The organism is Candidatus Schekmanbacteria bacterium RIFCSPLOWO2_02_FULL_38_14, assembly GCA_001790855.1.
Lineage (GTDB): Bacteria > Schekmanbacteria > GWA2-38-11 > GWA2-38-11 > GWA2-38-11 > 2-02-FULL-38-14-A.
Genome location: MGDH01000026.1, coordinates 39,534 through 51,748 on the forward strand (window position 1 = coordinate 39,534; position 12,215 = coordinate 51,748).

General features: G+C 36.8%; 10 protein-coding genes. 3 read left to right on the plus strand and 7 right to left on the minus strand.

Annotated elements, in window-relative coordinates:
- Nucleotides 1-19 precede the first annotated feature (19 nt).
- From A3H37_06745 to A3H37_06775, 7 genes are all read right to left on the minus strand, one after another.
- Nucleotides 20-568: an ATP synthase F1 subunit delta gene (locus A3H37_06745; GenBank protein OGL49359.1), complete on the minus strand. Its 549-nt coding sequence runs from the start codon at nucleotides 566-568 to the stop codon at nucleotides 20-22.
- Nucleotides 565-1,158: a hypothetical protein gene (locus A3H37_06750; protein ID OGL49360.1), complete on the minus strand. Its 594-nt coding sequence runs from the start codon at nucleotides 1,156-1,158 to the stop codon at nucleotides 565-567. Before A3H37_06750 ends, A3H37_06745 begins: the two co-directional genes overlap by 4 nt.
- Before the next feature lie 19 nt (nucleotides 1,159-1,177).
- Nucleotides 1,178-1,627, minus strand: coding sequence for a hypothetical protein (locus A3H37_06755; GenBank protein OGL49361.1), 450 nt, complete (start codon nucleotides 1,625-1,627; stop codon nucleotides 1,178-1,180).
- Between the two features lie 10 nt (nucleotides 1,628-1,637).
- A complete protein-coding gene (locus A3H37_06760) occupies nucleotides 1,638-2,018 on the minus strand; it encodes a hypothetical protein (protein ID OGL49362.1) in 381 nt (126 codons plus the stop codon).
- Between the two features lie 286 nt (nucleotides 2,019-2,304).
- Complete coding sequence (locus tag A3H37_06765) at nucleotides 2,305-3,810, minus strand: hypothetical protein (protein OGL49363.1); 1,506 nt, start codon at nucleotides 3,808-3,810, stop codon at nucleotides 2,305-2,307.
- A gap of 815 nt (nucleotides 3,811-4,625) precedes the next feature.
- On the minus strand, nucleotides 4,626-6,845 hold the full coding sequence (locus tag A3H37_06770) for a hypothetical protein (GenBank protein OGL49364.1): 2,220 nt from the start codon (nucleotides 6,843-6,845) through the stop codon (nucleotides 4,626-4,628).
- Between the two features lie 28 nt (nucleotides 6,846-6,873).
- The gene (locus A3H37_06775; GenBank protein ID OGL49365.1) at nucleotides 6,874-7,950 is read right to left on the minus strand and encodes a hypothetical protein; all 1,077 of its coding nucleotides are present in this window, start codon (nucleotides 7,948-7,950) and stop codon (nucleotides 6,874-6,876) included.
- A gap of 223 nt (nucleotides 7,951-8,173) precedes the next feature.
- Here A3H37_06775 and A3H37_06780 point away from each other — a divergent pair, with 223 nt between their 5' ends.
- From A3H37_06780 to A3H37_06790, 3 genes are all read left to right on the plus strand, one after another.
- Nucleotides 8,174-9,313: a class V aminotransferase gene (locus A3H37_06780; protein OGL49366.1), complete on the plus strand. Its 1,140-nt coding sequence runs from the start codon at nucleotides 8,174-8,176 to the stop codon at nucleotides 9,311-9,313.
- A gap of 155 nt (nucleotides 9,314-9,468) precedes the next feature.
- Nucleotides 9,469-11,046, plus strand: coding sequence for a phosphoglycerate dehydrogenase (locus A3H37_06785; protein OGL49367.1), 1,578 nt, complete (start codon nucleotides 9,469-9,471; stop codon nucleotides 11,044-11,046).
- Between the two features lie 184 nt (nucleotides 11,047-11,230).
- Nucleotides 11,231-12,215, plus strand: a 985-nt coding sequence (locus A3H37_06790) for an adenylosuccinate synthase (GenBank protein ID OGL49368.1), incomplete at its 3' end; no start/stop codon positions are given.

Below are 12,215 nucleotides of genomic sequence, written 5' to 3' on the forward strand. Positions count from 1 at the left end.
AAATTTATAATTTATTTTTCTACTGAATATCTTTTGTTAAACTATTTTTTACCATTTTAAGATAATTTCTGACGCTTCCGTCAATAACAAGGCTTCCTATTCTGGCAATAACTCCTCCGATAATATCTGAATCTATTTTTGTATTCAGAACAACTTCTTTTCCTGTATAGTTGCCAAGCTTTTTTGCAATCCCTGTTCTTTCATCATCAGTTAACTTATAAGCTGATGTAATTTCAGCCCTCACCCTGTTATTATACTGGTCACAATAGAACATAAAATGGTTATATATAGTATAAATAATTTTTAACCAGTCATTCTTCAGAAGAAGAAATATGGTTTTTTTAAGAGATGGGTGAAGTTGATAAAAATTTAAGATTTCACCAAGAACTATTTCTTTTTTTGTGAAAGGGATGGCAGGGTTAAAGAAAAAATTCTGCAACTCTTTAGACTCTTTAAAAACAAGAGCAACCTCTTTTAACTGTTTGCCAACTCTATCAAAATCTTCTTTTTTCTCAATTGAGTCTATTAATGCCTTTGCGTATCTCTTGCCTATTATATCCTTGATCACTTCATCTCCCCCAACGCATCGATATATTTCTGCACTAAAACCCTCTGGTTATCTTTTGTAAATTCTTTTTTCAGTGATTCTTCTGCAATCTTTGTTGCCTCTGCTACTATCTGATTGGATACATACATCTCAGCTTTTTTATAAAGTTGCTCTATATCATTGTTTATCTGCTCAGCAATTTTTCTGTTAAGTTTATCTGTTTCACTGGTAATTTTCTCTTTGTCGATTTCGATTTGCTTCTTGGTATTTCTCTTTATTTCTTCCACCTCTTTTTCTGACCCTTTCAGAAGAATCTCACTATCCTTTAACTTCTTCTCAGCCTTCAAAAGAGAATCTTTGCTCTCTGATAACAGTATTCTTATACTTTCTGACCTTGTAAACAAAAACTCTTTTGCCGGCTTTGATAAAAATTTATAAATTGCAAAAACAAAGATTATGAAGTTTATCCATTTCCACACCTCTTTTAAGACGTTAACCCCATGCGCTCCTTCCTTCTCAGCAGTAAATCCTGTCTGACTCAGGAAAAAAACCAAAATAATAAAGCAGAATAAGCTTATTAAATAGCTCTTTTTAAAACTATACATAAACATTTTTCAGCGCCTGAAAAAACTAATTTTTTTTATCTTTTCTGCCAAGAACCATACCTGATATTTCTGATGCAATAACTGATGCAATTTTTGAAAACTCTCCACGAACAGCTTCAAGTTGCTGGTTTACTTCATTTTTCACCTGCAAAACCTTAGCCTCGCCTGTTTGTCTTGTGCTTTTCAAAACCTCTTTCTGCTGTTCTAAAGCCTGGTCTCTCAAAATATTCTGTTCAGCAAGAACATTTTTTTTGCTTTCTTTAATATTTAAGTTATATTCCTGCAATTTTTTCTCGCTTGTTTCCTCCATTTTTTTGGCATTATTAAATGAACCCTTGATTTCATTATCCCTCTGCTCCAAATGGTCAATCATTGGCTTAAAGAGCTTCTTATTAAGAATAAACATCAACAATAGAAAATTGGCTACAAGTATGAAAAACGTAATATTTAACTCAATCACAATATATTTCTCCAAAACAATCTAATTATATTTTCCTCTCCTTTTTTTCTAAAAGAGGTTTAATAATCATGCTTATTTGAGGTAAACTCATTGATATCAAAACGAAAATCAGGCAATTCCTTGATATTAAAATCCCTGCTGCCAAAATTGAAAACATTATTATATACCGCAGAAATGTAAAAAAAAACAAATTTCCCTTTCTCTTGGGTTTATTGCTTACATCTGACAATTGCCCAACTGTTTTGCACAAGAGAATATAGTTTATAATTCCTGTAACACCGCCAAGAATTGTTCCAATTAATAGTTCTGAATTTCTTATTAATAATGAAACTGAAATTAAAATAATGATTAAGACTACTACACTTATTATAATTTTATCATTTATTTTATAAATACTTAGAAACAATCTTATCTCTTAATAAATCAATGGGTTTAAAAGCTGGCACTTTTTAACAGAATGATTTTTTTCTGTCAAGACCAATCTTGAAATAGCGGACAGTAATTAATGTATAGTGAATAGTTGTACGCCAAACAGCTTGTTGCAGATAGGTTTAAAAATTTTTAGCTTTATCTTAATTTATAAAGGAGGGTTATATTTTCGCAAGGGCAGAGGTTTTTCTGCCCTTGCGTTTACTATTCAGTATTCACTTCCTACGATTCACCTACTCACCGATTCACCGACTCATTGTTAACTACTTCTTCCCTTTCTTCTTAAAATTCACCGTTACAGACTCAGGCCCATGAAGAGTGCTCTTGCCATTCCTGTTAATGTCTTCAAGTTTGTAAAAAAATGTTCTTCCAGGTTTAGCATTCCTATCCTTAAACTCATAGCTTGCTCCTGATGTTGCACTACTGATTGCAGGAATTAGTCTCCTATTGATCCTTACATAATTCCCATCCTCTTTTTCAGAACGCAAAATATTAAAGCTAATATTGTCAATCTCTGTTCCTGTTTCCCATTTCAGCACAACTTTGCCTCCCCTTATCTCTGCTATGAAGGATGAAAGAGTAATAGCAGTTGGTATTTCCTCTGCTGAGTACAATCTATTCTGTTGATAAAATTCATTGGCAATAAAAACTTCATTGCCTGCATTTCCATCAAAGTTTTTTATCAAGACCGCTGCACTGAAATCTGTGCCCTGCGGAAAGAAAGCAGGGGCAGCAATAGTAAAATTACCAGTACCATCGTTCATATAGACTTTATTTGCCGTACCACTACCCTCCCCATTGGCTACAACTATATCTAAATCCCCATCTTTATCTAAATCTCCAAAAGCTGCATCGAAGCTATAATCGCTATCAACAGGTAATTTTGTTGAGGTATTATCTTCAAACTTTGAGGTGCTTGAATTAAAGACATACAACCGATTCTGCTGACCACCATCATTGGCGATAAAAATGTAATCAATCTTACCATCATTATCTATATCTGCAAGTGCGGCAGAATTACTTGAATTAGTATCAGATGGAATTATTCCTGTTGTATCTTCAGTAAATATTCCAGTTCCACCATTACGTAAAAGTCTATTTGGTTGCTCGAGGGAATTGATAGCCAAGATATCCAAGTCTCCATCTCTGTCAAAATCAGCAAGGATTAACTTTTGTGTAACTAAAGAATTACTCCCTATTAATCTTGAAGAAGTTTCATCAACAAAATTTGTCATGCTATTATTTATCAATACCCTTATTGCATTGCTTTTAGAAAGCGAAGAGGCTGAAACGACTAAATCTAAATCACCATCCCCATCTATGTCACCAAAAGCTTCGCTGGTATAAAATCGAGTCACTTGTGGAAGCCATGTTGTTCCCAGATTCGTGAAAACTCCTGCTCCGTTGTTTATCAAGAGCTTATTAATCCCATTATTGGCTACAAATATATCTATGTCACCATCTCCATCCACATCCCCTGCTGCTGCACCATGACTATCGTCAGTATCTTGAGGTAATCTTGTAGAGGTAGAGTCTGAAAAGACACCTGAGCCATTGTTGAGCAGAAGGCGGTCCTGCCCATTGTTGGCCACAAAGATATCAAAGTCTCCATCATTTTCTATATCAACAGCTACTGCACCAATACTGTAATCAAGAATTGCTGGAAGGTTTGTAGATGTAATATCAGAGAAATTTGCTGATTGAGAAAATTCTGGAAAAAGAAAAACTAAAAACATCGCAAAGAAAAACTTTATAGATTTAAACTGCATATATTCTCCTTGAAAAAGTAATTTGTTTCATCTCAAGGATAAATCATCCTTTTTTTCTGTTAGTTGACGATTGTTCACTTTTTAGTAATTATATAGGAGAACGGACAAGTGAAAGCCCTATCCTTACTATTCACTAACTACGATACACTATTTACTTTATTTTCAGCTTCCTTCATTAAAGCACTGGGGAATAATGCACCCGCTCTGGTTTGGTCCTGCTTGTGTGTTGTTCTTGCACACACCAAGCACAGCTTCTTCAGCAACAAGATTGACCTTGTTTAATACTGGTTTCCTGTAAGGTTTTTTTTCACAAAACACTCCTATTTTAAAATAAATTCTAAATTCTAAACAATGCGTTGACTTTGTTCAGCATGGTGAGCTGTGAGCTTGCCGAACAGTCAACCACAAAATTCAAAACAAATATATGAAATAGCAGAGCAAGGCTCTGCTGCTACTTTTCACTAAATGCTGTTCACTATTCACTTCTTTTAGCTTCCCTGATTAACGCACTGAGGGATAAGGCGCTGGAAGCAGTGGTTTCTGGTAAGATTTTTTATTGGATTTCATCTTCTTATAACTCCTTAAGAAGATAGATATAAATAATTTGCTTTTTATTGAAAAAGCATGCAAATTTTATGCCCAAAAAAACAATATTAATATCTCATTGTTTTTTAATACGAATTTTGCAGAAACAAAAAAAGTTTCAAAACAACAATCCCTTGAAATTGTTCAATAAATGAACATTTTTCCCGGCTTCTTTTTAAGTCATTGTATTTTAACATAAAAAGTGTTCAAAAAACCGACATTTTTTTGAACTACTCTAAGTCAATTTCCCTTACCTTAACTTCGCGGGGTTTTACTCCGTCTGCCGGACCTATAACTCCCTCTTTTTCCATTGTCTCAATAATACGCGCTGCCCTGTTATATCCAATGCGAAGCCTTCTCTGGACCATGGAAATCGAAGCATAACCTGCCTTTGCAACAAGATGCACAGCCTCATCATACTTCTCATCATATTCCTCATTAACCACCTCTTTACTGTCTTCATCCTCTGATTGGAGAATTAAGTGGTTGAAATCAGATTTTTTCTGCTTTTTCAAAAAATCAACAATTGTCTGCACCTCGTGGTCCCCTATAAAAGCTCCGTGAACTCTTGTAAGCTTTGAATCCCCCGGCGCCATATAGAGCATATCCCCCTTTCCAAGAAGAAGCTCTGCGCCGTTCTGGTCAAGAATTGTTCTTGAATCAGTTTTTGAAGAAACCTGAAGAGAAATCCTGTATGAAAAATTTGATTTAATTACTCCTGTTATGACATCAACAGATGGCCTCTGAGTCGCCATTATAAGGTGAATTCCCGCTGCCCTTGCCATTTGAGCCAGGCGCTGTATGGAATCCTCAACATTTTTTGAAGCAACCATCATCAGGTCCGCAAGCTCATCAATAAAGATAACTATATAGGGAAGTTTTTCTGCTTTGGAACCTTCATCTTTTTCAGGAAATCCCTTAGGTTTGCTCTCTTTTTCTATTAACCGGTTGTAGGATGTTATATTTCTCACAGCCCTTTCAGCCATCAGGCTGTAACGCCTCTCCATTTCCTGAACAGCCCAGTATAATGCCCTTGATGCCTGCTTCGGGTTTGTAACAACAGGGGTAAGAAGATGCGGAATATCTTCATAAACAGAAAGTTCAAGCCTCTTTGGATCAACCATTATCATCTTAACTTCATCAGGGGTTGCCCTGAAAAGAAGGCTTAATATCATTGCATTCACTGAAACGCTTTTACCTGCGCCTGTTGTCCCAGCCACAAGCAGATGAGGCATTTTGGCAAGGTCGCAAACATAGGGATTTCCTGATATATCCTTGCCAAGAGCAAGACAAAGCCTTGATGGATTTTTAATAAAGATCTCAGACTGGAGTATTTCCTTCAGGTAAACATCCTCCCGGTGAGTATTTGGAATCTCTATCCCGACAGTCCCTTTCCCCGGAATTGGTGCAACTATCCTGACGCTTACTGACCTCATCGCAAGGGCAAGGTCATCTGAAAGATTTATTATCCTGCTCACCTTTATTCCGGGCGCGGGCTCAAACTCGTACATGGTTATGACAGGTCCTGGCTGCACCTCTGTAACTTTTCCTGCAACACCAAAATCAAGAAGTTTCTTTTCAAGAATTCTTGAATTCATAACAAGGTCCTGTTTTGTTATTTTTAAACTTGCTTTAAGAGGGTCATCAAGGAGGTTTAAGGAAGGAAGTGTATATTCCTCAATAAACTCAAAAGATTCCTGAGAAACAACAGGAGGAGGCTTTATCTCTTCCTGCGGGATTTCAATTTTAGGCTCCGGTTTTTGCTTTTCTTCCTCTATCCGCTGTTTTATCTGTGTTGAATGTTTTCTCTTTACATTCCACTTCATCAAAACATCTTTCAAATCTGCAAAAGATGCTTTAAGCCACGAAAAAATAATTCCGGTATAATTTACGAATTTAATAAATCCTGAAATAATGGCTAAATTGGTAACAAGGAGAAGTGATAAAACCAGAAGGGCTATAAACATTATATAGCTTCCAAGTATTCCAAAAAACCTTTCACTTGAATTCACAAGAGGAAGGCCAATAGCTCCTCCGGGAGATATTCTTAAAGAAAAATCTTCATTAGGATAAAAATATGAAAATACAAGATGGAGTATTGGAGCAATACTTGAAAAGAAAAGAATGAAGCCAGATATCAGGAAAACCCATCCCTTTTTGGAGAAGCCACTGAAAAACCTGAAGCTGAAAACAATAAGAATCAGAGGAAGAAATATCGCGCTGTATCCAAAAACTTCATAAGCCAGAGCTGCTATATGAGCCCCAACACTTCCCAACAGATTACTGCATCCGTGCGTTTCCTCATCCTCAGTTATTTTGAAGCGAAACCATGTTGTGTCTTTCTCACTATAAGAAAAAAGGCTGACAGCCATTACAATAGCCAGACAGATGATTAAGGCTGCATAAAACTTCGTCAATAATTTCTTGCTGCTTTTTTTCTTTTTACTCATCAAAATGACCTGATTGCAGGTAAATTTTCTATGACACCCTTTTCCCTATTCCGTCCACTATGAGCTTAGTCAACCCAGTGCACTTAAACTTTAAAACATAATAATTCTGTTCCTTGATTTCTCCAAACTCAAAATCTATATTAAGATTAAAATTCTCTTTCGTCAGTACTTCAAGTTTAATCATTTCTTCCTGAAGTCTTTTTTCAGAATACATTTTTTTTAAATCAATATAAACAATCCCTGTTGCAATGTCATCTTTTTTTATATCTATATTGCCTGCAATAATATCTATTATATCAAAAAATACTCCTGAAATGTTCCCCTTTGTCTCAAACTCAATAAAGCGTGAAAGCGAGTCTTCCCTGTTATCTGCAACAAAAGATATGTTTTCTGATAACACCAGTTTATTATAAAAATTTTTGACTTCAGGTTTTTCATAATAGGGAGCAATATTATCAAAGTAAGATTCAGCAGATGTTTTAAAGAATTTCTCACTTGTTAAATAAATCATGTCACTCTCAAAGAATGTCAGGAAGTCATCCTCTCCCCCACCATGGCTATTATCCTGCCTTGCCGCAAAAAGACGGAGAGGGTTCCTGAGGTTTTCGCTGCCAAGTTCAATCAGTTTTGTTTTTGTCTGCAGAAGAGATTTTATAAAAAGTTTGAAAAAGTTTTTAAAATATCTGAAGTTTACAACAATCAGCTTTAAAGGTTTTTCTTCATTTCTTTTAAAGGAAAACAAATACCCTATCTCATAAGGGAAAAACAGTTTTATGTTTTCATCTTTTTCATTGCTTTCAAGGAACTGGATAAAGGACGAAGGCATATTCATCAGCACAGCAGAGTTTTTTTCAGTATTTAGAATTTTCACAGCAATTGATGTGCAAAACTCTGAAAACCCCGGATCATCAGGATCAAAATTTATGGAAATAAACCCGTCTGTCTCTTTGGAAATGAAACGGCTTGTAGGGTCCGGCATAGTATAGGGAGATGAAAGCCAGTATCCTGATACAATCATTAGCGCAAAAAAAATACCTGTACCATAAGCGATTATGGTAATCAATTTCATCAGGGGCTTTGGCAGGAATTTCTTTTCTTTCTCCATCGCTAATATTCAAGCTCCAAATCATAAGATCCAAATACTGAAATGAGATTAGGAGTAAACTCCTTAATTTTTTTACCATGAAAATTCCGCTCAAGTCAATCTCTATCTCCACCACCCAATTTCCCTTGACAGGCTTTTAACCCTTTGTTAAAAGAATTGCTCTGATTAATTTTTTAACCCTGATTTGTAAACGTAATTTATGGTATTTTGAGGAGTTTAAAAAATGGAAAAGAGTTACTTGTTAGCTCCGGGACCCACTCCAATCCCTCCGGAAGTTTTGCTTGCAATGGCAGAACCAATAATCCACCACAGAGCCCCTGTTTTTAGTACTCTGTTTGATGAAGTCAGGAAGGGATTGAAATATGTTTTTCAGACTAAAAATGATGTTTTAACCCTTGCCTCATCAGGTACAGGAGGAATGGAAGGCGCAATTGTAAACACCCTCTCAAAAGGAGACAAGGCAATTGTAGTAAGGGGCGGAAAGTTTGGGGAAAGATGGGGAAATATATGTCAGGTCTATGGAGTTGAGCCTGTTTTTATTGATGTGGAATGGGGAAGGTCAGTAGATCCCAAACTTATTTTTGACCTTCTTGAAAAATCCCCTGATATAAAAGCAGTCTGCATTCAGGCGAGTGAAACATCAACAGGTGTTGCTCATGATGTCAGAAAAATCGGAGAGTTTGTCAAGAAGCTGAACAATACAATAACCATTGTGGATGCAATCACTGCACTTGGCGTTTTTGATATAAAAACAGATGAATGGGGTCTTGATGTGGTTATATCAGGCTCACAAAAGGCTTTTATGCTTCCTCCGGGACTTGCCTTTGTAAGTATGAGTGAAAAGGCGTTGAAGTTTGCAGAAAAATCAAATCTCCCAAAGTTCTACTTTGATTTTAAAAAAGAGAAGAAAAATCAGGAAAAAAACCAGACTGCTTACACTCCTGCAGTTTCTCTGATTATAGGATTGGATAAAGTTTTAAAGGACATACAGAAAGAGAGGCTTGAAAAAGTTTTTGAGCGCCACCATAGGCTTGCAGAAGCTACAAGAAGTGCGATGAAGGCATTGGGTCTTGAGCTGCTGGCAAAGGATATTCCAAGCAATGCCTGCACAGCTGTAATGGCACCTCAGGGAGTTGACGGGCAGGCTGTTGTCAAAACACTGAGAGAGAAATATAAAATCACAATAGCCGGTGGACAGGACCATTTAAAAGGGAAGATTTTCAGGATTGCCCATCTTGGCTACTTTGACAGGTTTGACATAATAATAGCAGTAGCAGCAGTTGAAATGACGCTTAAAGAACTCGGGGCAAAAATTGAGCTTGGAAGAGGTGTCAAAGCAGCAGAGGAGATATTGGGAGGATAATTCTAAAAGGGCTTATTCTGATTATTCAGAGATAATAAATGACAAATACCAAAATCCAAATATCAAATGAATGTCAAATTTTAAAATTAAAAACTAAATCTTTTTTTATTTGGTATTTGTGCTTTGTCATTTGAACTTTACTTTATGAGGAGTCTATGAAGATTTTAATTAGTGATAAACTGTCAAAAGAAGCGGTTGACATTTTAAGTAGCACTCCGGGGTTAGAGGTAGATATTAAAACTGATCTTAAACCGGAAGAGCTGAAAAACATAATCGGCGGGTATGATGCCCTCGTTGTCAGGAGCAGTACAAAAGCCACAAAAGAGATAATCAATGCCGGGAAAAACCTTAAAATCATAGGCAGGGCAGGAATAGGTGTTGATAATGTAGACGTAGAATCAGCTTCTGTACGTGGAATCATTGTGATGAATACACCCGGAGGAAATGTTATAACAACAGCTGAACATGCCATTTCTATGCTTATGTCTATGACAAGAAAAATTCCGCAGGCTTGCAGTTCAATGAAAGAAGGGAAATGGGAAAAAAGCAGGTTTGTTGGAAATGAGCTTTACAACAAAACCCTCGGAATAATCGGAATGGGAAGAATCGGAAGCCTCGTGGCTCAAAGGGCAAAGGGGATTGAAATGAAGGTCATAGCCTTTGACCCCTTTCTCTCAAAAGAGTCAGCGCAGAAACTGAATATCCCTCTTGTTACTCTTGAGGAATTATTAAAAATATCAGACTTTATTACAATCCACGCCACGGCAACTGAACAGACAAAACACCTTATTAATGAGAAGGCGTTTTCTCAGATGAAAAAAGGCGTCAAGATAGTCAACTGCTCAAGGGGTTCAATAATCGATGAAAAAGCCCTGCTAAAAGCACTGCAGGATGGAAAAATTTCAGGAGCGGCGCTTGATGTTTTTGAAGAAGAACCAACAAAGAATCTTGATCTTGTGAAACACGAGAGTGTAATATGCACACCACATCTTGGAGCCTCGACAGTAGAGGCACAGGCAAACGTGGCAATTGACATTGCCGAGCAGTTAAAAGATTACTTTTTGAACGGAGTTATAAAAAATGCAGTAAATCTCCCGTCTGTTGACCAGACCTTGCTGCCTGAACTCAGAAAATACATGGACTTGGGAGAAAAACTGGGAAGCTTTGTTACACAGCTTTCAGAAGGAAGCCTTGAAGAGGTATCAATAGAATACCGGGGTGAAGTTGTAGAACTTGGAACAAGTTCGCTGACCCTTTCAGTAATCAAGGGGCTATTAACTCCAATTATGAAAGATGTTAATCTGGTAAATGCTCCAATTCTTGCTAAAGAAAGGGGTATCAAGATTTCTGAAACCACAAGCCACGATATTGAAAACTTTGCAAGTCTTATTCAGGTGAGATTAAAGACAGACAGAAAAACTAATCTTGTCGCAGGAACCATTTTCCACAAAACATCGCCTCGAATAGTCCGTATTGATGAATATGACCTTGAAGCCCCTCCAAGCAGATTTATGCTCGTATTTTCCAACAAGGATGCCCCTGGGGTAATCGGGAGAATCGGGACTCTCCTTGGAGAGAACAAAATAAACATTGCAGGAATGATTCTTGGAAGAGCAGAGCCTCAGGGAATGGCTGTTTCAATTGTTAATGTGGACAGTGAAATCTCAAAAGAAATTCTGGACCGAATAGAAAATCTGCCAAATATCATAGATGCAAAACTTGTTAGATTGTAGATGTTATGTAGTTCGCTCTGTCATTGCGAGGAGCAACCTGTCTGCAGCAGGCAGGAGCGACGAAGCAATCTCACCAAAAAGGTTGAAAATTAATAGCTCTCATCTAAAAGCTAAAGATTGAGATTGCTTCGCTGCGCTCGCAATGACAATTACAGTTTAAAAAATCTTTTTTAAGGAAACAATTATGGCAAACACTTTAGTCGTTGGCGCTCAGTGGGGAGATGAAGGAAAAGGTAAAATAGTAGATATATTAACAGAAAATTCAGATATAATATGCCGTTATCAGGGAGGCCCAAATGCTGGTCATACTGTTGTCCTAAAGGACAAAAAGTTTATCTTCCATCTTATACCCTCGGGAATCCTGCACTCCAATAAACTCTGTATAATAGGTAACGGCGTTGTTATTGACCCTCAGGCAATGGTTTTAGAAATGGAAGACCTCAAAAAAGGTGGTGTCAAAATAGGAAAGAATCTCAAAGTAAGCAAGAACGCCCATCTGATTATGCCCTATCATAAGGTTCTGGACAAAGAAAGAGAAACCAAATTAGGCAAAGGCAAGATAGGAACTACTATGAGAGGAGTTGGTCCTGCTTATATAGATAAAATAGGACGGGTGGGAATACGTATTTGCGATTTGATGAACGAAAAGATTTTCAGAGAAAAAATCGAGGAAAATCTTTTAGAAAAAAATTTTTTAATTAAGAATTATTTTAAAGCCAAACCATTATCTGCATCACAAATATTTGATGAATATATGGGTTACAGGAGAATAATTAAACCATTCTTTGCTGATATTGGAGAAATCTTAAAAAAAGCAATCATATCAAAAAAGAAACTTCTTTTTGAAGGAGCTCAGGGCTCAATGTTAGACGTTGACCATGGAACATATCCCTTTGTAACCTCGTCAAACACAACTGTTGGCGGAGTCCTGACAGGTCTTGGGATTCCCTTAAAACAAATAAATGATATTATAGGAATAAGCAAGGCTTACACTACCCGTGTCGGCTCAGGAGTTTTTCCTACAGAGGTTTTTGGAGAAGATGGAGAGATGCTGAGTTCAAGAGGGGCTGAATTTGGAGCTACAACAGGCAGGAGAAGAAGATGTGGATGGCTTGATTTAATGGTTTTGAAATACACAATATGGATAAATGGTATTAATATGCTTGCAA